Annotated in this window: 23 protein-coding genes; 7 read left to right on the forward strand and 16 right to left on the reverse strand. The window is 66.7% G+C overall.

The features are described 5' to 3' along the window. Nucleotides 1-9: 9 nt before the first annotated feature. Entirely contained in the window at nucleotides 10-306 is a 297-nt protein-coding gene (gene groES, locus AC5RUF_RS05955; protein WP_087076694.1) for a co-chaperone GroES, read from the reverse strand. Between the two features lie 368 nt (nucleotides 307-674). On the opposite strand from groES, the gene AC5RUF_RS05960 reads away from it, so the two are divergent. From AC5RUF_RS05960 to AC5RUF_RS05975, 4 genes are all read left to right on the forward strand, one after another. Further along, on the forward strand, nucleotides 675-1616 hold the full coding sequence (locus AC5RUF_RS05960) for a siderophore ABC transporter substrate-binding protein (protein WP_494129998.1): 942 nt from the start codon (nucleotides 675-677) through the stop codon (nucleotides 1614-1616). 63 nt (nucleotides 1617-1679) lie between these two features. Further along, complete coding sequence (locus AC5RUF_RS05965; RefSeq protein ID WP_494129999.1) at nucleotides 1680-2720, forward strand: ABC transporter permease; 1041 nt, start codon at nucleotides 1680-1682, stop codon at nucleotides 2718-2720. Beyond that, a complete protein-coding gene (locus tag AC5RUF_RS05970) occupies nucleotides 2713-3729 on the forward strand; it encodes an iron chelate uptake ABC transporter family permease subunit (RefSeq protein WP_494130000.1) in 1017 nt (338 codons plus the stop codon). The genes AC5RUF_RS05965 and AC5RUF_RS05970 overlap by 8 nt, the downstream gene beginning before the upstream one ends. 37 nt (nucleotides 3730-3766) lie before the next feature. Continuing rightward, nucleotides 3767-4525 (forward strand): iron ABC transporter ATP-binding protein, encoded by a 759-nt coding sequence (locus tag AC5RUF_RS05975; protein WP_493996784.1) that lies wholly within the window; start codon nucleotides 3767-3769, stop codon nucleotides 4523-4525. Here AC5RUF_RS05975 and AC5RUF_RS05980 read toward each other — a convergent pair. The 5 genes from AC5RUF_RS05980 to AC5RUF_RS06000 all read right to left on the reverse strand — a co-directional run bounded on the left by AC5RUF_RS05980 (nucleotide 4522) and on the right by AC5RUF_RS06000 (nucleotide 8977). Next, nucleotides 4522-5892, reverse strand: coding sequence for a hypothetical protein (locus AC5RUF_RS05980; protein ID WP_494130001.1), 1371 nt, complete (start codon nucleotides 5890-5892; stop codon nucleotides 4522-4524). The two genes, AC5RUF_RS05975 and AC5RUF_RS05980, sit on opposite strands and share 4 nt — an antisense overlap. Beyond that, nucleotides 5889-6278 (reverse strand): hypothetical protein, encoded by a 390-nt coding sequence (locus AC5RUF_RS05985; protein WP_494130002.1) that lies wholly within the window; start codon nucleotides 6276-6278, stop codon nucleotides 5889-5891. The genes AC5RUF_RS05980 and AC5RUF_RS05985 overlap by 4 nt, the downstream gene beginning before the upstream one ends. Before the next feature lie 90 nt (nucleotides 6279-6368). Then, nucleotides 6369-7673, reverse strand: a complete 1305-nt coding sequence (locus AC5RUF_RS05990; protein ID WP_493998171.1) for a hypothetical protein — start codon at nucleotides 7671-7673, stop codon at nucleotides 6369-6371. Then, nucleotides 7673-8032: a hypothetical protein gene (locus AC5RUF_RS05995; protein ID WP_493998170.1), complete on the reverse strand. Its 360-nt coding sequence runs from the start codon at nucleotides 8030-8032 to the stop codon at nucleotides 7673-7675. The genes AC5RUF_RS05990 and AC5RUF_RS05995 overlap by 1 nt, the downstream gene beginning before the upstream one ends. A gap of 30 nt (nucleotides 8033-8062) precedes the next feature. Then, nucleotides 8063-8977 carry a hypothetical protein gene (locus AC5RUF_RS06000; protein WP_494130003.1) on the reverse strand — a complete coding sequence of 305 codons (915 nt, stop codon included), beginning with the start codon at nucleotides 8975-8977 and terminating at the stop codon, nucleotides 8063-8065. Nucleotides 8978-9197: 220 nt separating this feature from the next. Between AC5RUF_RS06000 and AC5RUF_RS06005 the strand changes: the two genes are divergently transcribed. After that, nucleotides 9198-9500, forward strand: coding sequence for a hypothetical protein (locus AC5RUF_RS06005; protein WP_493997093.1), 303 nt, complete (start codon nucleotides 9198-9200; stop codon nucleotides 9498-9500). A gap of 83 nt (nucleotides 9501-9583) precedes the next feature. Here the strand turns inward: AC5RUF_RS06005 and AC5RUF_RS06010 are convergent, their stop codons facing one another. After that, nucleotides 9584-10732: a MalY/PatB family protein gene (locus AC5RUF_RS06010; RefSeq protein ID WP_493997092.1), complete on the reverse strand. Its 1149-nt coding sequence runs from the start codon at nucleotides 10730-10732 to the stop codon at nucleotides 9584-9586. 54 nt (nucleotides 10733-10786) lie between these two features. Here AC5RUF_RS06010 and AC5RUF_RS06015 point away from each other — a divergent pair, with 54 nt between their 5' ends. Then, nucleotides 10787-12016 (forward strand): class I SAM-dependent methyltransferase, encoded by a 1230-nt coding sequence (locus AC5RUF_RS06015; protein ID WP_493997091.1) that lies wholly within the window; start codon nucleotides 10787-10789, stop codon nucleotides 12014-12016. A 46-nt stretch (nucleotides 12017-12062) separates the two neighbouring features. Here AC5RUF_RS06015 and AC5RUF_RS06020 read toward each other — a convergent pair whose 3' ends face one another. Then, nucleotides 12063-12875 (reverse strand): shikimate 5-dehydrogenase, encoded by an 813-nt coding sequence (locus tag AC5RUF_RS06020; RefSeq protein ID WP_494130004.1) that lies wholly within the window; start codon nucleotides 12873-12875, stop codon nucleotides 12063-12065. A 150-nt stretch (nucleotides 12876-13025) separates the two neighbouring features. Between AC5RUF_RS06020 and AC5RUF_RS06025 the strand changes: the two genes are divergently transcribed. Next, nucleotides 13026-14171: a glutamate--cysteine ligase gene (locus AC5RUF_RS06025; protein ID WP_494130005.1), complete on the forward strand. Its 1146-nt coding sequence runs from the start codon at nucleotides 13026-13028 to the stop codon at nucleotides 14169-14171. Between the two features lie 71 nt (nucleotides 14172-14242). Here AC5RUF_RS06025 and tsaD read toward each other — a convergent pair whose 3' ends face one another. The 8 genes from tsaD to mgrA all read right to left on the reverse strand — a co-directional run bounded on the left by tsaD (nucleotide 14243) and on the right by mgrA (nucleotide 20525). Then, a complete protein-coding gene (tsaD, locus tag AC5RUF_RS06030) occupies nucleotides 14243-15325 on the reverse strand; it encodes a tRNA (adenosine(37)-N6)-threonylcarbamoyltransferase complex transferase subunit TsaD (RefSeq protein WP_494130006.1) in 1083 nt (360 codons plus the stop codon). Continuing rightward, nucleotides 15322-15798, reverse strand: coding sequence for a ribosomal protein S18-alanine N-acetyltransferase (gene rimI / locus AC5RUF_RS06035; protein ID WP_493997094.1), 477 nt, complete (start codon nucleotides 15796-15798; stop codon nucleotides 15322-15324). Before rimI ends, tsaD begins: the two co-directional genes overlap by 4 nt. Nucleotides 15799-15818: 20 nt before the next feature. Further along, complete coding sequence (gene tsaB / locus AC5RUF_RS06040) at nucleotides 15819-16487, reverse strand: tRNA (adenosine(37)-N6)-threonylcarbamoyltransferase complex dimerization subunit type 1 TsaB (RefSeq protein ID WP_494130007.1); 669 nt, start codon at nucleotides 16485-16487, stop codon at nucleotides 15819-15821. A 127-nt stretch (nucleotides 16488-16614) separates the two neighbouring features. Beyond that, on the reverse strand, nucleotides 16615-16956 hold the full coding sequence (locus AC5RUF_RS06045; protein ID WP_494130008.1) for a hypothetical protein: 342 nt from the start codon (nucleotides 16954-16956) through the stop codon (nucleotides 16615-16617). Between the two features lie 146 nt (nucleotides 16957-17102). Further along, nucleotides 17103-17648 carry a tRNA (adenosine(37)-N6)-threonylcarbamoyltransferase complex ATPase subunit type 1 TsaE gene (gene tsaE, locus AC5RUF_RS06050; RefSeq protein WP_494130009.1) on the reverse strand — a complete coding sequence of 182 codons (546 nt, stop codon included), beginning with the start codon at nucleotides 17646-17648 and terminating at the stop codon, nucleotides 17103-17105. After that, the gene (gene alr / locus AC5RUF_RS06055) at nucleotides 17645-18934 is read right to left on the reverse strand and encodes an alanine racemase (RefSeq protein WP_494130010.1); all 1290 of its coding nucleotides are present in this window, start codon (nucleotides 18932-18934) and stop codon (nucleotides 17645-17647) included. The genes tsaE and alr overlap by 4 nt, the downstream gene beginning before the upstream one ends. Before the next feature lie 4 nt (nucleotides 18935-18938). After that, nucleotides 18939-19478, reverse strand: a complete 540-nt coding sequence (locus AC5RUF_RS06060) for a GNAT family N-acetyltransferase (protein ID WP_494130011.1) — start codon at nucleotides 19476-19478, stop codon at nucleotides 18939-18941. Then, nucleotides 19479-20525, reverse strand: coding sequence for an L-glyceraldehyde 3-phosphate reductase (gene mgrA / locus AC5RUF_RS06065; RefSeq protein WP_494130012.1), 1047 nt, complete (start codon nucleotides 20523-20525; stop codon nucleotides 19479-19481). Nucleotides 20526-20534: the final 9 nt, after the last annotated feature.

A 20534-nucleotide genomic window follows, 5' to 3' on the forward strand; every position in this document is an offset into this window, starting at 1 on the left:
CAGGGGGAACTACTTTACGACGACGGCCAGCACGTCGCGGGCGGACAGCACCAGGTACTCCTGGCCACCGTGCTTGACTTCGGTTCCGCCGTACTTGGAGTAGATGACTACGTCGCCTTCGGCAACGTCAACCGGAACGCGGTTGCCGTTGTCGTCAACGCGGCCGGGTCCAACTGCAACTACTTCGCCCTCCTGGGGCTTTTCCTTGGCAGTGTCCGGGATAACGAGGCCGGAAGCAGTGGTCTGCTCGGCTTCGAGCGGGCGGACAACAATACGATCTTCAAGGGGCTTAATAGAGACCGACACTCGGGCTCTCCTTTGCGTAGTTTCTAACGGAATGGGGCCGTCGGTTGGCGCTGGCCGTCGTCGCGGTGCCGGTTCGCGCTGTCCCTTCGGGAGTTAGCACCCTCACGTTCGGAGTGCTAAGTCAGACTTTATGCAACGGTTAGCACTCGGTCAAGGTGAGTGCCAGCGCCGGACAGGGGTCCATGGCGCGCCACGCCTCCAGGCACACCGTCCAAGGCCGCCGCCCCGACCCGTGAAGGGCCGATATCTCCCGACACGGGATTTGCTTAGGCTCACCTAACCCGATAGTTTTCATCTGCGCGCATCATTAGAAAACATTTCTGTGCCCTATTCCCTGAACGGGTACATCGACTCTTACCGGAGCCCCCATGATCACCAAGTCCCGCCTGCTGGCCGGCACTGCCCTTGTGTCCCTCCTTGCGCTCAGCGCCTGCTCCACCGATGCAGCAGAAGCCGATGCCGAGGCCACACAGGCCTCAACCGTGACGGTTGAGCACGCCCAGGGCAGCACCGAAGTTCCGGTGAACCCGGAAACCGTCTACACCTTCGACCTCGGCGCGCTCGATACCATGGACGCCCTCGACATCGACGTCGACGGCGTACCGGCCGCCAACTTCCCCGAGAGCCTTTCCAAATACGGTGCCGACGACGTCACCAAGATCGGCAGCATGAAGGAGCCGGACTTCGAGGCCATCAGCGCCGAGGCTCCGGACCTGATCATCATTTCCGGCCGCGTTGCCGACTCCTACGGGGAACTGAGCAAGATTGCCCCGACCATCGACCTGAGCGTGGACAACGCCGATGCGTGGAACTCCTTCGAGGAAAACACCCGGACCATCGGGAAGATCTTCGACAAGGAAGACCTCGTCGAAGAGAAGCTCTCCGCCCTTGACGGCAAGGTCGAGGACACCAAGACGCTGGCTGCAGATGCGGGCAACGGCCTGATCGTGATGACGAGCGGCGGCGAAATGACCGCCTACGGCGCCGGCTCCCGCTTCGGCATCGTCCACGACGTGCTCGGCGTGGAACCGGCCTCCGAAGTGAAGTCCGAAGGCACCCACGGCGAGTCCGTCTCCTTCAACTACATCGCCGACACCAACCCGGACCACCTGTTCGTGATTGACCGCGACGTGGCCGTGGGCGAATCCGGACAGGCTGCCTCCGCCGTGCTGGACAACGAGCTGGTCCAGAGCACCAAGGCTGCACAGAACGGCAAGATCACCATGCTGGATTCCGCCAGCTGGTACCTGGTCGGCTACGGCCTGAACAACGTGGAGACCATGGTTTCCACCATCCACGACGCTCTCTAGCCGCACTTCTTCACACTCCGCGGCCCGGCACCCGTGCCGGGCCGCGGAGGAACTGGACTCCCTATGACCGCCACCGCCGTGCCCGCCAAACACCCGGCACCCGCGCCCGCCGCCGCTTCCACGGAACGGCGGCGCTTTGTGCGTTCCGCAGCCGGACTTGCCGCCGGTGCCGGCGCCGTCGTTGTCCTCGCCGCCGTGAGCCTCTTCGTAGGCGTGGGCGACCTGTCGCTGTCCTCACTGCTCGGCGGTGACCCCACCACGCGCATGCTGTTCTGGGCCAGCCAGCTGCCGCGCACGCTGAGCATCATCCTGGCGGGTGTGGCGCTGAGCATTGCCGGCCTCATCATGCAGCTCATGGCCCGCAACAAGTTCGTTGAACCCTCCACGGTGGGAACGGTCGAATCGGCCCAGCTGGGCATCCTGGCCGTGACCGTCCTGCTGCCCGGCGCGTCCATGTTCCTGAAAATGTCCACGGCCGCCGTGTTCGCCGCCGCCGGCACCGCGCTGTTCCTGCTGGTGCTGCGCCGGATACCGCTGCGCAACACCCTGATCGTCCCCCTGGTGGGCATCATGCTGGGCGGGGTCATTTCCGCCGTCACCACGTTTTTCGCCTACCGCACGGACCTGCTGCAGACCCTCAACAGCTGGATGATCGGCGACTTCTCCGGCGTCCTGCGGGGCCGCTACGAGCTCCTGTGGATCGTGGGGGCACTGGCGCTGGTCGGCTACCTCGCGGCCGACCGCTTCACCGTAGCGGGCATGGGACAGGACTTCACCACCAACCTGGGGCTGAACTACAACCGGGTGATGGCCCTGGGACTGGTCATCGTCTCGCTGATCAGCGCCGTGGTGGTGGTCAATGTGGGGTCCATTCCCTTCCTCGGCCTGATCGTGCCCAACCTGGTTTCCCTGCTGATCGGCGACAACGTGCGCCGGGCCGTCCCCTGGGTAGCGGTCTTCGGTGCGGGATTCGTCCTGGTGTGCGACATCATCGGACGCACCATCCGCTACCCCTATGAAATTCCCGTGGGCGTGGTGGTTTCCGCCGTCGGCAGCGTCATTTTCCTGTACCTCCTCCTGCGCAAACGGGGTTCCCGTGCCTGAAGCCTCCCCCAGTGCCCTGCCCGCAGCGGTGACCGAACACCGGCGCCGGCCGGTCCGGTCCGTACCGGCAGCATTCTGGATCATCACCCTGGGCGTGGTCGCCGCCGTCCTCGTGACGGTGTTCATGACCATCGAACTGCGCGGCAACCTGGGCTACATCCTGCCCCGCCGGGCCGTGAAGGTGGGTTCGATGATCCTGGTGGCCTACGCCGTCGGCGTCTCCACCGTGCTGTTCCAGACGGTCACCGCCAACCGGATCCTCACCCCCTCGATCATGGGCTTCGACGCACTCTACGTGCTGATCCAGACCGTCCTGGTTTTCGCGCTGGGCGGCGGAGCCCTGCTGTCCCTGGGTGCCCCCGTCCGCTTCGCCCTCGAGGTGCTGCTGATGGTGGGATTCTCGTTCCTGCTCTACCGGTGGCTCTTCACCGGCGGCGGAAAATCGCTGCACCTGATGCTGCTGGTGGGCATTGTCTTCGGCACCATGTTCCGCGGCTTTTCCTCGCTGCTGCAGCGGCTGATCGACCCGAGCGAATTCATCATCCTGCAGGACCTGTTCTTCGCCAGCTTCAACAACGTGGACGCCGGACTGCTGGGTTACTCCGCCGTGGCCGTCGCCGCAGTGTCCGTCATTGCCTGGCGCATGCGCCACTCCTTCGATGTCCTGGCGCTGGGACGGGAGACGGCGATCAACCTCGGCGTCGACCACAAACGCGCGGTCACCGCCACCCTGGTGATCTGCTCCGTACTGGTGGCCGTCTCCACCGCACTGGTGGGCCCGGTGACGTTCTTCGGACTGCTCGTCGCGTCCCTCGCCTACCAGCTGTGCGCCCACTTCCGACACGCCGCTGTCCTGCCGATAGCCGTGCTCCTGGGCATCATTGCCCTGGTGGGCGGCCAGCTGGTGCTGGAGCGGATCTTCGATTTCGATACCGCCCTGAGCATCGTCATCGAATTCGTGGGCGGCATCGTCTTCCTCATCCTGCTCCTGCGGGGATCGGTGAAATGACCGCGTCCCCGCTGCAACGCCCGAAAGGCCCCGCATCATGATTACCGTTTCCGGCGTGACCAAGCGCTACTCATCCGCCGTCGTGGTGGACGGGGTCAGCTGCGAGATCAAGGAAGGCGGCATCACGTCCATCATCGGCCCCAACGGCGCCGGGAAATCCACGCTGCTCTCCATGATCAGCCGGCTGCTGGGGATGGACTCGGGGACGGTCACGGTGGACGGGCTCGACGTCGTGTCCGCCCCCGGCCGCGACCTCGCCCGCAAAATGGCGATCCTGCGCCAGGACAACCAGCTCACCGTCCGGCTGACCGTGCGGGACCTGGTCGGTTTCGGCCGCTACCCGCACAACGGCGGACGCCCCGGCCCGGAGGACAAGGTCCACATCGACACCGCCATGGAGTACCTGGACCTGACCGCCCTGGCGGACAAGTTCGTGGACGAGCTCTCCGGCGGCCAGCGCCAGCGCGCATTCATCGCCATGGTGCTGGCGCAGGACACCGACTACCTGCTGCTGGATGAGCCGCTGAACAACCTGGACATGAAGCACTCGGTGGAAATGATGCGGCTGCTGCGCCGGCTCACCGACGACTTCGGCAAGACGGTGGTGCTGGTCATCCACGACATCAACTTCGCGTCCTGCTACTCCGACGACATCATCGCCATGTGCGAAGGCCGCCTGGTCCATCAGGGCCCGCCGGCGGAAATCATGCGGCCCGAGGTCCTGAAGGACATCTATGACATCGATATCCGGATCGAGGAAATCGAGGGCAACCGGATCGGCGTGTATTTCGCCTAGCCGTTGAAACCCGGCACTTCCGGAAGCAGGAGCGGGGCGCCCTCCACGGAGGCATGGATGAACCGGACCAGCACGTCCCAGACGACGGCGGAGGACATCGGCTCCAGGCAGACGTTATCCCCCTGGCCGGGCGTCAGCCGGTACTGGCCAGCGGGCCCCGCATTCACCCATCCGAACCATCCGCCCGTGCGCTCCTCCACCACCTGCCACTGCGTCCACGGCTGCTTCCACATCCGTGTTCCGCCCTCGTCCAGGTCCTTGGGAGCAATGGTCCCCGCGTCCCCCAGACGGGCCAGATAATGTTGCTTCGGCAGGAGCAGCGGCGCGTGTGGGAGGCTCCAGGCCGGGGACAAACCCGCCCAGTCCGCTATCAGCTTCGGTACGGCATTGGCCTGGATGAGGCGAACGAACAACTCGTCGGAACCCAGCTCCGGACCGGATGCACGGGAGCCGGAAAACAGCGACGGCGCCGTTGTCACCTTCGCAAGGCCGCCTCCGATCCACGCCTGCATCACCGATCCCCCGGCCCCGTCCGCAGCGTCCACCAGGAACGTTGCATCACTCACGCGGGTGGGTGTCAGGAACTGCTCGCCGGCAGAGGTCAGCGTGCCCTCCGCTGTGAGCAGCCCGGCAGACTGCAGCTGCCGCGCGGCGGCTTCCTTCCGCTGGAACCGGCCCAGCCGGGCCCTGTCCGCGAGGGTATCCAGCAGTTCAAGGGAGGCAATCGGAAATACTGCCCCCGTTTCGCGGTACGGCTGGGCGCCGGCAACCCCGGACAGGTCCTCGACGTCGGTGCCCAGCCAACGGGACGCAAACTCATCGCGCCGGGGCTCCCGGGGGGCAATGCGGTCCAGATCCTTGATCTCCAAGTCGGCGACGGACGTGCCGTCCAGCACGGCCGGGTCCACGGTGATATCCCGGATCATCTGTTCGAACAGCAGCTTCATGCCGGTGTGCTGCTCCACCGCATAGCTGGCGGTCGCCTCCAGCGCGTACCCGCCGGCAATCCAGATCCAGCGGTCAACACAGACCGGATGCACCCCGACCTGATGCAGGAACCGCTGGCGCCGCCCCGGAAACGCCCTGCCGCCGGCAGTGTGGGACCAGAGCTCGTGGGCAATGATCCGCGCATCGTCCATCTGTTCCAGCGTCGAGGCGAGGGCCGCCGTCGCATACCGCCCTACCGACACACCGGCGGCAGGTGCCCACCGCAGCACCAGGTTCGGGCGGAAGATTTCCGCCGGGACGGGCGGATGGGCGACCGCCAACATGCCCGCCGGCGCCTCGACCCGCTCCCAGCGGTCCGGGCGGGGCAGCCCGAACCCGTCACGGCGCTCGTAGCTGAAACCCTCGGTAGCCGTCGTCATGACTTTCCTCCCCCGTTCAGGAACTCCCGGGTGTAGCGGTCCTCACCGCGGGCCATCAGCCGGTCCCCTTCCTTCATCCACTCCGGTTGCAGGAACTTGGGCATCCACAGCCAGCCGAGCATTCCGATGCCCTGGCAGGCGAACATAAGAAGGGTATAGGGAACCGAGACCGCCTCGACCTCCGGCACGAAGTCCGACGCTGACAGCAGCATTAGCCATGCGCCCAAATAGGTGCAGGCGAGCGAGGGCTTACCGGGTAAGAAACCGTCGAGGACGATCAAACCCACGAAGATTTTGCGGTAGAGCAGGATTCCGCCGACAAAAAGCAGCAACCCCCACGGGAAGATGATGGCAAACAATGCCCACTCGCTGCTTTCGGATTCCAATACCGTCCCCCCTGTCCGCTGCGCGGCAGCCTGCCACGCGGATCTGTCGCGGGGAAGCACACCGTAGTGCTTCCCATCACAAACTACCGGCTAACCGCCAAAAAGCTTATCCCAGCATTTCCCTGCAACATCCGCGATATTGTCCGCTGCCTTGCGGGCGGCCTGCCCTGCATCCGACTTCATGATGTCCGACTCCATGAAGTCATCCACCACATCCATGGCCTTGTCCGCCAGGGCATCCTTAACCGATTTGCCACCCAGGAAATCGAACTCCACCGAGGTGAAGTATGAGATTCCAATGCCGATCGCGGCCCCGGCTACCGTCCCCACAGGTCCACCGATCGCCGTGCCGATCATCGCCCCCGTACCCGCTGCGGCGAGGTCAATTCCCGCCTTGGTCCCGCCCTTCACGGCCCCCATGGCGTTGGCACGCTCATCCAGTTCAGCGGGATCCATGCCGGGATTCGCCTGCAGCAGCTCGTTGTAGGCGTCCTGGCGTTCGTCCGCAATGGTCAGGCCTGCCGTGGCCACGGTCAGTACACCGCCGCCGACTTTGAAGCCCTTGGCCGTCTTTGACAGGTCCGAGAAGTCGCCGGTGGGAGTAGCCCACCTGGACCGGTTCTTTTCCACCCGGTTCTTGTAGAGATCCGAGTGGTTGTACAGGAACCGGCTGGGTTGGGGTCGCAGGTCCACCAGGGTGACCGGGCTGATCTTCCATTGCCCATCCTTTACCCAACGGCCCCGTGCCATGTGCCGTTCCCTCTCGGCCTGCGTCTCGTAGCGGACATAAACCGGGACGGGAGTGGGTACTTTCACTACTGTCTGGCGTGATGTAACGACCTTGCCGGCGGCGCCCACCAGGCCGAGCAGGGCGGTACCGGCCTTGTCCGTGGCCAGGTTGACCGCCGCGTTGTCCCCGGCGACTACGGTGAGGAGTTTTGCAGCCGTCTCGTCCTCAAGCGCCCGGTAGTCATTCGCGAGTTTCACCACCTCGGCAGGCAGCATAAAATCCACCGGTGGTTGGGGCGTGGTCAGGTCGGCAGGTGCCAGGCATTGCGTTGCATCGGCGCGGGAGTTGGCCGCGTGTACCCGGGGCATCAGCTGATCCCGGCGGCTTTGGAGCCAGCGGATCCCCGCAGCGAAGTCCAGCAGCGTTTGGCCTGCCTCTCGCGCTGTCTGCTCCAATAGCTCCGCGTGGGGCGTCACCGTGCCGAACACCTCGACGATTTCTGCCGCGCCTTCACCCTGGTAGTGCGTGTTCAGCTGCCGCCACGTGTCAGCGGCAGCCTCCACACTCTGCAAATAGGCCGTTCCGCCCTTGCCGATCGCCGGCACCGCACCCTCAACCGCATCGGGGGACACCCATCCGAAAAGACCCGATGTATCGATGGTCATCAGAGGCCTCCGCTCAGCTGAGGGGCCTGGAAGATACCCTCATGCACTTCAGCCAGGCTTGCCCGCGCCTGGTCGGCCATGGACACGTCAGCTTCGGCGATGATGGCTACCGCCTCCCGGACTCCTGCCACGGCGTTGTATATCCGGGCCTCCGCCGCTTCGGCCTGCAACGCCAGCGTGTTGAGCCACAGCTGTCCGAGAGCCTCAGCCACTGCGCCGGTTCCGCCGCTGCAGGCGCCCTGGGCTTCAGCCATGCCGTTCTGCACCGCCGCAAGCGCTTCCTGTCTGGCCGGGTCGTCCTCGACCTCAGCAAGCACCCGCGCACACCCTTCGGTGTTCACGTCGTAGCCGTTCAGCATGTCCCTGTTTCCCCCTTGTCGTTCAAGTTCTTAGTGATGCTGCAAAGACCAGTCCTGCGCCGCCTGTGCGGGCCGCCCGATTTGCGCTGCGGGAGCCGGCTGTTCCGGCACGGCGTAGACAATACACATAAGGATGTCCTGCAGCGTGGACGGCGCGATGGCTTCCACTGCCGTGCCGCCGTCGGGCAGCAGGTCCGCCGCATGGGGCTCGCGTCCTTCCGCACTGATCCAGCTGAACCCTTCCCCCGAGGACTGGTCGGTCAGGGTCCATTCGGTCCAGTCCGCCTCGAGCAGGGCCTGCACCTGCGCGCCTGCTCCTTCCGGCACCGGAACGCGGGCACCGGCGATGCGGTCCTCGTACTCCTGTCCGTCGAGGAGCAGGACCTGGCGTTCCCCTGACGTGAAGCCGCCGGCAATACCGGATTCGGGCGAAGCGGTCCGGCGGGCCAGCGCCGGGGTCAGGGAGGGCAGCGGGAGAAGGGACAGCTGCTCCTGCCCCGTGCCGGTTCCGGATCCGGACAGCAGCAGCGCCGTGCCGTCGCCGGTCCAGATGTCCAGCCTCGTACTGTTCCCCGGGCTGCGGCTGCCAAGTGCCAGCCTGCGCTCGGCCAGGCGCCACGGGGTGACCATCCGGTGTCCCCTGCCGGTCAGGAAAGCATCGGCGGTCAACAGTCCCGCTTCCTGCAGTTCTGCTGCAGCCGCGGGCTGTGCCCGACGACGACGCCGGTCGAGTCCCCCGCGGCTGACCGTTGCCGCGAGCAGCTCCACTGCCTGTACGGAAAGCGTCAGGGTGTCCACTGCCTCCGGAAGCACGCCCGAGGCGCGGTTGCGGGCAGCAAAGGGCGAGGCTGGCTGCGGGTGCGCAACCCGGCGCCGCCCGCGGCTTTCCGGCGTGCTGCCTTGCCCTGTGCTGCCCTGCCCGGTGGGGCGGCCGTGTAGCGGCATTGGTTGTTCTCCCTGATCGAGGTCTCGATCCCAACGTATGACGGGAGGCCAAAAGCGTCGATGGGTAGAACTACCCATCGACCGGGCTTGCGATACCGGGAATCATGGCATCCGTCAACAAAGTGCACCGGTCCCAGGAGCAGTATCGGCCGCGGGCATTGCGCAGCTCCAGGGCACGCTCCTACGTTGATAGACCCCGCATCAACAGAGAGGACCTGCCATGGAACCCAGGCTGCGCGTTGCAATCCGGCTCGACCTGGACCGCCGGCAGGCGCGGGTGGTGGTGCGCGGGAGGGTTACTGAACAGAACTGCAGGGTGCTGTACGTCCTGGCGCGACGCGCCAACTCTGCCCACCCCGGCCTGAACGTGGTGCTGGACCTGACGATGGCCAGCAGCACCGACGGTGCGCTGGCCGGCCTGGCCCGCAGTTCCGAGACAGGTGAGCTGCCGGTGCTGACCTTTGGCCCGGCGGCAGAGACCCTTGCCCCGCGACAGCTGAGCATCCTCGCCCCGGCCGCCTAGGCGCCCTCGGCAGTGTTTATGCCTGGGCGGTTTATGCCTGGGCGCGGACAACGCGCACGTCCTTCAGACGGCTCTTTACTGCTTCAGACGGTCACTGCCGCGAGCCGGTCCACGGCCTCGGTGAGGACATCCGGGGCACAGGCGAAATTCAATCGGGCAAACCCCCTGCCCTGCCGGCCGAACCGCATCCCCGTTTCCAGGGCCACACGGGCCTGTTCCAAGGCCACAGCGGCGGGATCGTCGCCCCAGCCGGCCCTGCCAAAGTCCAACCAGGCCAGGTACCCGGCCGACGGCGGACGGTAACCGACATCTGGCAGCCGGTCCGCCAGCAACTCGCCCAGCAGGGACCGGTTCGCCGCCAGGGACTCCATCACCCCGACCAGCCAGGGACCGCCGTCGTTGTAGGCGGCAACCGAGGCATGCAGCCCGAGGATGCTGGTGCGGGCCGAGACTTCCGCCGGCATGGACGCAAGCTGCAGCCGGGTGCGGTTGGACGCGGCCACCATCACCGCACACTTGGTGCCCGCTATGTTCCAGGCCTTGCTGGCAGCAGTCACGCACAGCCCGTATTCGCGGGCATTGTCCGAGACAGTGAGGTATGGAGTGAAGGAGCCCTGGGCATAGGTCAGAGGAGCATGGATTTCGTCGCTGATGACGGCTACCCCGTACTTCGCGGACAGGTCTGCGAGCGCCCGCAGGGTGTCGGCGGAGTGCACCAGGCCCAGCGGGTTGTGCGGATTGCAGAGCAACAGCGCATCGGCACCGCGGGCAAACGCCCGCTCGATATCCACCAGGTCCAGTTTCCAGCCCTCGCCGGTCAGCAGCAGGGGGACCTCCACCACGGAGGCATCCGCTTCCAGCGGCAGCTCGAAAAACGGCGGATACACCGGCGGGGTGATGACCACACTGCCGTCCACCGGAACGGTCTGCCGCAGGCACTCCACTATCGCCACGCTGACATCGGTGGTGCAGCGCACGTCCTGCGGAGCAACCGTCCATCCCCAGGTGCGGGCCGCGAAGCCGGCAAAGGCCGCCGCGACCGGTTCGGGTCCGGCAATGTAGCCCGTGTCCGACGCCAGCACCCGGTCAATGACCGCCTGCTGCACCGGTCCGGCCAGCGGGTAGTCCATCTCCGCCACGAACAATGGCAGTACATCCGCCGGATAGGTCTGCCATTTGTAACTGGTCCGGGCCCGCAGCGCGGCCAGCGGCTCGGCGGAGATCTTCCTCATGCCGCCTAACCTACAGCTAACGTGCCGGAGCACAGAAGAACTAGGCTGGAGGGCATGCCTGATACTTCCCTTGCCCATGTTCTGACCCCCGAGGGATGGCAGCTGCTGAACTCGCTTCCGCCCTATCTGGAATCCGAGTCGCTGAAGCTGAACACTGATCTGCGCAAGGCCGGGCACTCCCCCGAGCTGGTGGCCGCCGTCCTGACGCAGGCCAAGCTGCGCATGAAGGCCCGCGCGAAGTTCGGCCCGTTCGCCGAACACATGGTCTTCACGGCCCCGGGGTTGGAGCAGGCCACCCGGCTCAACGTGGCCGCCCTGCACGCCCGTCGCTACCAGGATGCGGACCTGGTGAAGGTGGCGGACCTCGGCTGCGGGATCGGCGCCGATTCCCTGGCCCTGGCCACCCTGGACCGGCAGGTGACCGCCGTCGAGCTGGATGAGATCACCGCCGCCGCAGCCACGATCAACCTGATGCCGTGGCCCGAGGCCACCGTGGTGCAGGGCAAGGCCGAGGAGTTCGACCTGGCCGGGTTCGACGGCGTGTGGCTGGATCCCGCGCGGCGGACCACGTCAACGTCCGGCACCACCCGCATCTTCGATCCGGAGGCGTTTTCCCCGCCGCTTTCCTTCGTGGAGTCCCTGGCCGACTCGGGGCTTCCCGTGGGCGTGAAAATGGGGCCCGGCATCCCCCATGAAGCGTTGCCGGCAAACTGCGAGGCGCAGTGGGTTTCCGTGGACGGCGACGTCACCGAAGCCACCCTGTGGTTCAACGCCCTGCGCCGCAGCGGTGTCCGCCGCGCCGCCCTGGTCATCGGTCCGCATGGGGCAGCGGAGCTGACCTCGCCGGTGGATTACGACGCCGGCAGCCAGGACGTGCCCGTCGGCCCGCCCGAGGGCTATCTTTACGAGCCCGACGGCGCCGTGATCCGGGCCGGGCTGGTGGCGGACGTCGCTTCCACCCTGGACGGGCACCTGCTGGATCCGCACATTGCCTACATCTGCGCTCCCGAACTGCGTGAGACCCCGTTTGCCCGCGCCTACCGTGTCCTTGAGGTGCGTCCGTACAACGTGAAGGCGCTGAAGTCCTGGGTGAAGGAACACCGGATCGGCGTCCTGGACATCAAAAAACGGGGCATGTCCGTCACGCCGGAGGAGCTGCGCAGGACCCTGCTTGCCGGTTCCGGCAAGGGCGGGAACAAAGGCGAAAACAAGGCCACGCTGGTCCTCACCCGCATCGGGGAGGACCGGGTGGCTCTGGTGGTGGAACCGGTGTCGCCGGCCTAGGTCAGCTGGAAGCCGCCGGATCCGCTGTCGGCCGGGGCCTTGCCGGTCAGGAACGGGAAAACTCGCTGGCTTCCCGCACCTGCTCCGGCGTGGGCCGGACTCCCGTGTAGAGGACAAACTGCTCCTCGGCCTGGATGGCAATGACTTCCGCTCCTGTGATCACCGGTGTGCCGGCCGCCCGCGCCGCGGCAATCAGCGGCGTTTCCGCCGGGAGGGCGACGACGTCGAACACCACCTTGGCGGCGGCCACCGCGTCGTCGGTGAAGGACTGCACATGCTCGTCCTGCCCGGCCATCCCCAGAGGTGTCACGTTGATCAGCAGGTCCGCCGTCGAGCTGCCCGGTTCCGGTTGCCAGGCGAAGTCGTACAGGTCCGCGAGCGCCCGCCCGGCGGCCTCGTTGCGTGCCGCAATGGTGACGTCGGAGAAGCCAGCATCCCGCAGGGCCGCGGCCACGGCCTTGGCCATTCCGCCGGAGCCGCGCAGCAGCACCGAGTGCGACGAGGGCACGCTGTGGTCGCGCAGCAGCCGGGCGATGGCCAGGTAATCGGTGTTGTAGGCGGTGAGCACGCCGTCGTCGTTGACGATGGTGTTCACCGAATCGATGGCCCGGGCCGAGGGGTCCATCCTGTCCACCAGGGCAATCACGTCCTCCTTGTACGGCATGGACACCGCGCAGCCGCGGATGGGCAGCCCGCGCACCCCCGCGATCGCCTGCGCAAGGTCCGCCGGAGCGAAGGCCTTGTAGACGAAATTCAGCCCGAGCCGGTCATACAGGTAGTTGTGGAAACGGGTTCCGATGTTGCTCGGCCGGGCGGCCAGGGAAATGCACAGGGTCATGTCTTTGTTCAGGATCGGCATCCCTCCATTATGGCTGCCGGGAGGGACCCGTCCCGTTTTGCGTCACAGGTCCGGCCAAGTGTGCCGCCGCTATAGGATTGGGAAGGTTCTCAAGCGCAAAGATGCGGGTCCGGGCGCTGTTAGTTGGTAATGCATGAAGCAGGAGACAGTTTGGAAATCGAGTTCGCCAAGTCCGCGCAGTCAACCCTTGGAGTCGAGTGGGAACTCGCCCTCGTGGACGGCCGCACGGGCGACCTGGTCTCAGTAGCGGACCAGGTGCTGTCCGGTGTCAACGCCAACGATCCTGCACTTCGGGCCGATGAAGAGCACCCGCACATCAAGCAGGAGCTGCTGGAAAACACCGTGGAGCTGGTGACCGGGGTGTGCACCACGGTGGCCGAGGCCAAGGCGGACCTCACCCGTTCGCTCGAGGCGGTCCGCCGGGTGACCGACCCGATGGGCGTGGAGCTGTTCTGCTCCGGATCCCATCCCTTCAGTGCCCCGCGGTCCCAGCCCGTCACGGACAAGGAACGCTACGCCAAACTCATTGACCGCACCCAGTGGTGGGGCCAGCAGATGCTGATTTACGGCGTGCACGTCCATGTGGGTCTGGACAGCCGGGACAAGGTGCTGCCGGTGTTGGACGGCCTGGTGAACTATTTCCCGCACTTCCAGGCCCTCTCGGCTTCCTCGCCGTACTGGTCCGGGGAAGACACCGGCTACGCGTCCCAGCGTGCGCTGATGTTCCAGCAGCTGCCCACCGCCGGGCTGCCGTTCCAGTTTGGTTCCTGGGACGAGTACGAAGCCTACGTAGCGGACATGTTCACCACCGGCGTCATCGATTCCATCAGTGAAATCCGCTGGGACATCCGGCCGGTCCCGGGCCTGGGCACCATTGAGATGCGGGTCTGCGACGGGCTGGCGGACATCCGCGACGTGGGCGCCATTGCGGCGCTGACCCAGTGCCTGGTGCACGAGTTCTCCTCGATCATCGACGCTGGCGGCAGCGTCCCGACCATGCCGCCGTGGCATGTGCAGGAAAACAAGTGGCGGGCGGCCCGGTACGGACTCGAAGCCATCGTGATCCTCGATGCCGCCGGCAACGAAAAGCTGGTCACCGAGCATCTCCTCGAGGACGTGCTGCCCCGGCTGGAACCGGTGGCCGCGGAGCTGGGCTGCAGCGCGGAGCTGGCCGACGTCCGGACCATCATCGAGCGCGGAGCCGGTTACCAGCGGCAGCGCCGGATCGCCGCGGAGAACGACGGCGACCTGCGTGCGGTGGTGTTCGACGGCATCAAGGCGCTGCGCGGAGCGTAGGCAGCAAATACGGCGAAGGGCCCTATGCGGATTCCGCATAGGGCCCTTCGTGCGTTTGCAGGGGCTGCCGGTCAGACGCCTGCCGGTGCCAGGTGGATGCTGGTGACCGGCAGGGACGGGTCGGTGCCGAACCCGATGCCCGACGGTTCCCCGCCGGCCATGACTACCTGGGCGCCCAAGGCCGCGACCATGGCACCGTTGTCGGTGCACAGCGAAATGGGCGGCACCCGCAACGAAATACCGGCGGCGGCGCAGCGCTCCGCAGTGAGGGCCCGGAGCCGGGAATTGGCTGCCACTCCCCCGCCCAGCAGCAGATTGGTGATGCCATGCTCGGTGCACGCGAGCACGGCCTTGGCGGTGATGACGTCCACCACGGCTTCCTGGAAGGACGCGGCAATGTCGGCCACCGGAAGTTGCTGTCCGGCGGCTTCGTACTGCTCCACGCAGCGGGCCACAGCCGTCTTCAGCCCGGAGAAGGACCAGTCGTACCGGTGCGGGCCCGGCTCATCGGCAGACCCCATGTACTTGGGCTGGGTCAGGCCGCGCGGGAAGCGGATCGCCTTCGGGTTGCCCTCGCGGGCCAGCCGGTCAATGGCCGGTCCCCCGGGGTAGCCCAGCCCGAGAATCCGGGCCACCTTGTCATAGGCCTCACCGGCGGCGTCGTCGATGGTTGACCCGAGCAGCTCGACGTCGGAGGTCAGGGAGGTGACCTTCAGGATCTCGGTATGCCCGCCCGACACGAGTAGCGCACCCAGGTTGTCCGGCAGCGCACCGCCGTCGAGCACGCCTACTCCCACATGGGCCACCAGGTGGTTGATCGCGTACAGCGGCTTGCCGGTGGCCAGGGCCAGGGCCTTGGCGGCGCTGACGCCCACCATCAGCGCGCCGGAGAGCCCGGGGCCGGAGGTAACTGCAATGGCATCGAGGTCCGCAAGTGCCACGCCGGCTTCGGCCAGCGCTGCCTGCAGGGCCGGGACCATGGCGTCCAGGTGGGCGCGGGAGGCGATCTCGGGGATGACGCCGCCGAACCGTACGTGCTCGTCCATGGAGGAGGACACCGTATTTGTCAGCAGCTGCGTACCCCGGACAATGCCGATACCGGTTTCGTCGCAGGAGGATTCGATGCCAAGCACCAGAGGTTCGGTGCGGTTCATTTGCTGTCCTTCACGTTCTTGTCAGTCTCAGGCGCCCCGGTCCAGGCGGCCAGTGGCAGGCGCATGATCAGCGCCGAGGCGCCGTCGCGGTAATAGCGCGGCCGGATGTGGATCTGTTCGAAGCCGAACCAGCGGTAGAGGCGCTGGGCGCGCGGGTTGTCGTCCCGCACTTCCAGCAAAACGTCCTCGGCCCCGCGCTGTTTTGCCTCGTCCACCAGGGTGGCCAGCAGCCGGGAACCGATGCCGGCCCCTTCGCTTTCCGGGACGACGGCGATGGTCTGCACGTCCGCGATGGGCAGGACGCACATCAGGCCGGCGTAGCCGATGACCGTGCCGGCGGCGTCCTCGGCCACGTAATACGAGCGGGTGTCGGTCTGGGCGAGTTCGTCGTGGAACATCTGCAGCGGCCAGGCATCGATCGGAAACAGGCGGCGTTCGAGGGTGTCCACTGCGGGGATGTCCGCGGCGGTCATGGGCCGGATGGACACAGTGCTCACAGTGCGCGCTTCCGCGGGCCGGGTACCTTGGCATCGGATTCGCGCAGGTAGAGCGGGGTGCTGCTGCGCAGCGGCAGTCCCCGGACCAGGCGGACGACGGCGGTGCGGCCCAACGCCCCAGCGGTGGGCTGCGCCCCGGCAAAGCTCTCCACGGCGTGCAGGACCTCCGGGTAGAGTCCGGCGCCGGCGCCGTAGACCGGAAGGGCGGGAACGACGGCGGGATCCGAGACGTGCGGGCCGTCCAGCAGCTCGGGGGTACCGCCGGTGCTGCGGTAGCTGGCCCAGTAGACCTCTTTGCGCCGGGCGTCGGTGGCCACGGCGAACTCGTCAATGCCCAGGCGCCAGGCATCCAGGGCGGCGTCAACGGCAATGGCGTCGAGGCTCATCACGCCGTGCAGCGGCTTGTCCCAGGCGAACGCAAGGGTCCGTGCCGTGGCGATGCCGGCACGCAGTCCGGTGAAGGGTCCGGGTCCCACACCTACCACCAGCGCGTCCAGGTCCGTTCCTGCAACGGAAGCATCGGCCAGCAGGCCGGCAATGCCGGGGGCAAGGACTTCGGCATGGGAGCGGGTGTCTTCGGTGGCGAAGGACGCCAAGGTCTCCCCTTCCCCGTTGAGCAGTGCCGCACTGGCTATTGCGGAGGTATCAATGGAGAGAATAAGCACGGTTCCTATTCTACGGCGCCCACCGCAGCGCCTGTTTGCAGTCAGTTGTGCCGGCCTGGCGTTCCGGCGGCGTGGGAAGGAAGTCCAGCAGGCTCCGGCGGCACCAGTTGCAGGTGTCCCGGACCTCTCATGGCCGAAGTCCGTTGGCGCGTTCGGCCGCTTCCACCCAGCGGGGAACCATGAACCGCGGCAGCCACACGCCGCTGAGCAGCATGGTCCAGACACCTGCAATGGAGACCATCAGGAGCAGCCCGATCAGGAACCGGGGCAGGGAATCAGTGTCCAGCCCCACCAGGAGCGTTCCCGCCAGCAGCCCGATTCCCCCGTAAAGCATCCCAAGCGTCGGGTAGGCGCGGAGGCGGGGAACCAGCCCCGGAAAACCAATCCAGGCGCGCCACCGCCCCGTGTAGGCACGCCAGCCCTGGACGATGGTGGCAATGCTCAAGGCTAGTCCCAGAAGGAATCCCATAATTCCTTGACCTTCCCCCCCGCCCTTTTTACCCAGCTCGCTGCCGGCTAGCCGCCCACAGTGCCCCAAGGATACCCAAGGCCACAGCCTCGGATGCTCAATGCTCCTTTCGCGGGGGCATACCCGGCACAGGCCGGCGGCAGGCTTCAGCCCAGCCGGGGAGCGTTGCGCCAGCGCGGGCCGTAGCCGGCGAGCCGGATGGTGCGCTCTTCGTCCGTGTCCTCCTCGGAGAAGTCCGTACCAGGGGCGTCCGGGGCTTCCCCGCCGGCTCCCCGGGCCCCGCCGACTGACCGGATGAGGGTCACTTCCAGCCGGCTGTCGGACAGGTGCTCCACCAGTCCGTGGCCCCACTCGACCACGGTGACCGCACGGTCCATGGTGGCTTCCAGATCAATGTCGTCGATCTCGCCCTCGGACCCGAGGCGGTAGGCGTCCACGTGCACCAGGTTCGGACCGTTCCCCAGGCTCGGGTGTTCCCGGACCAGGACGAACGTGGGCGAGATGATGCCGGGACGCACGCCGAGCCCTTCGCCCAGGCCCTGGGTAAAGGTGGTCTTGCCGGCACCGAGTTCGCCGGTCAGCAGCAGCAGGTCACCGCGCTGCAGGAGGGCACCCAGTCGCGCGGCGAGCGCCTGGGTTTCCGCAGCGCCGGCCGTGGTGTATTCCGCTTCCCAGTGTGCGCTCTGCGTCATCGTGCCCGGACCGCCTGTTCCTGCGCCGCGGAAGCCGACTCTGCGGACGAGGCTGCGGATGCCGGGGCTGCGGATGCCGGCGCTGCGGATGCCGGCTCGAGGGCGATGGCAGGGGCTGCGGGGAGTTCGGTTTGCCCACTGTCGACGTAGGTGCGTTCAACCCGGCCGCTGATCCGGGTGATGAGCTCGTAGTTGATGCTTCCGGCCGCCGAAGCCCAGTCGTCGACACTGGGGTACCCCTCGCCGCCAAAGAGGACCGCTTCCCGTCCCACCAGCGATTCGTCCGTGTCCGCGATGCCGGTACGGCCCAGGTCGATGACCATCTGGTCCATGGCGATGCGGCCTGCCACCCGGTAAACCCGGCCGTCCACCTGGACCGGACCGCCGGTGGCCACGCGCGGCACGCCGTCGGCATACCCCAGCGGCACCAGTGCGAGGGTGGTGCGTTCCTGCGTCCGGTAGTGCAGCCCGTAGGAGACGCCCTGTCCGGCAGGAACCTCCTTGCAGGCGGCGATGGTGGTTTTCAGGGTCATGGCCGGCCGCAGGCCCAGCTCCGAGGCGGTCTGCCCGGCGAAGGGCGAGAGCCCGTACATGCCCAGGCCGATGCGGACCAGGTCGAAGTGCGCGTCGGGCCGGGACAGCGCACCCGGGGTATTGGCGATATGCCGGACTTCGCGGTCCACCCCGGCGTCCTCGGCCACGGCAACGGCGATGCGGAACTTCTCCAGCTGTTCATCGGTTTCCGGGCGGTGCGGCTCATCAGCGACGGCAAAGTGGGAGAAGATGCCCACCACGCGCAGCAGGCCTTCCTCCTGGTAAGCCAGGGCACGGCCCACAAAGGACTCCCACAGTTCCTCGGGGCAGCCGTTGCGGCCCAGCCCGGTGTCGATCTTCAGGTGCACGCGGGCGGGCATTTCCAGCTCGCGGGCCGCCGCGACCACGGCGTCCAGGTCCCAGCCGGAGACGCCGACGTCTACGTTGTCGCGGATTGCCTGCGCGAAGTCCGTGTCCCGGGTGTGCAGCCAGGCCAGCACCGGTTCGGTGATGCCTGCCGCACGCAGCTCCAGCGCTTCACTGATATGCGCGACGCCGAGCCACGCCGCTCCGGCTTCCAGCGCGGCCCGTGCGGTCTGCACGGCACCGTGCCCGTAGGCGTCGGCCTTCACCACGGCCATGACCCGGGCCGGGCTGACGACATGGGAGAGGTGGCGGACATTGTGGCGGATAGCGTTCAGATCGATGACTGCTGTTCGTTCCGCCGGGGGCCGGGATTCAGGGTAGTTCACAGCCCTATTCTTTCACTCCCGCCGGCGTGCGTTGCTCCCGGTCCGCTGCCTGCAGCTGCCGGTGCATGATATGCAGGCCGGTCAACCCCTGCTTCGGATGCCGGAAGGCTTCCGGCACCGTGGCCAGGATCCGGAAACCCAGGGACTGCCAGAGCGCCACGGCGCGGGTGTTTGCCTCAACCACGGCATTGAACTGCATGGACAGATAGCCGCGGCGGGCTGCTTCATCCAGGACGTGTCCGGCCAGTGCCCGTGCAACCCCCTGGCCGCTGAACTCCTGCCCGGTCATAAACGAAGCGTTGGCGACGTGGCTGCCGTTGCCGCCGCGGTTCGGATGCAGCAGTGCAGTGCCGGCAACCACGCCGTCCTGCTCCGCCACGAACACCACCGCAGGAGCAGGCTCGAGCCACAGCGGCCGGGCCTGCTCCTGCGTCAGCGAGGTGTCCCAGCAATAGGTCTCGCCGGCCCGAAGGACGGGTTCCATAACGGCCCAGATGCCCGGCCAGTCCTCGTCCCGGGCCTCCCGGATTGCCAGGGACTCCATTCAGGCCTTGAGCGCGGCGGCCCAAAGGTTGATCTTGGAGTCCACGGCGTAGTCGTCGATGCGGCGCAGCTCATCCTCGGAGAACTCCAAGTTGTTCACCGCTGCCAGCGAGTCCTCGAGCTGCTTCACGCTGGACGCGCCGATCAGTGCCGAGGTGATGGCGGAACCGTTGGGCTGGGTGCGCAGTACCCAGGCGATCGCCATCTGCGCCAGGGACTGCCCGCGTGATTCGGCAATGCTGTTCAGGCCGCGCACGCGTTCCAGGTTCTCGTCGGAGAGCTGGGACGGATCCAGCGACTTCCCGGCAGCCGCCCGGGAGTCCTCCGGCACGCCGCCCAGATACTTGTTGGTCAGCAGCCCCTGTGCCAGCGGCGAGAAGGCGATGGAACCGGCCCCGACCTGGCGCAGCGCCGAGAACAGGTTGGGATCTCCCTGCTCCACCCAGCGGTTGAGCATGGAATAGGAGGGCTGGTGGATCAGCAGCGGGGTGCCCATTTCGCGCAGGATGCGGGCCGCTTCGATGGTCTTTTCCGGTGAGTAGGAAGAGATGCCGGCGTACAGTGCCCGCCCGGAGCGCACCGCGGTGTCCAAGGCACCCATGGTTTCCTCCAGCGGCGTTTCCGGGTCCGGACGGTGGCTGTAGAAAATGTCCACGTAATCCAGGCCCATGCGTTCCAGGGACTGGTCCAGGCTGGCCAGCAGGTACTTGCGCGATCCCCAGTTGCCGTAGGGGCCCGGCCACATATCGTAGCCGGCTTTGCTGGAAATAACCAGCTCGTCGCGGTACGGGCGGAAGTCGTCGCGGAAGTGGCGGCCGAAGTTCGTCTCCGCGGACCCGTAGGGCGGGCCGTAGTTGTTGGCCAGGTCGAAGTGCGTCACGCCCAGGTCGAAGGCACGGCGAAGAATGGCACGCTGGGTGTCAAAGTTCTTGTCATCGCCGAAGTTGTGCCAAAGGCCCAGCGAGACGGCCGGCAGGTGCAGGCCGCTCCGTCCCACCCGGCGGTAGGGCATGGAATCGTATCGGTTTTCCGCAGCAACATAAGTCATGGGGACCAT

This window comes from Arthrobacter sp. Y3224198 (assembly GCF_059090025.1).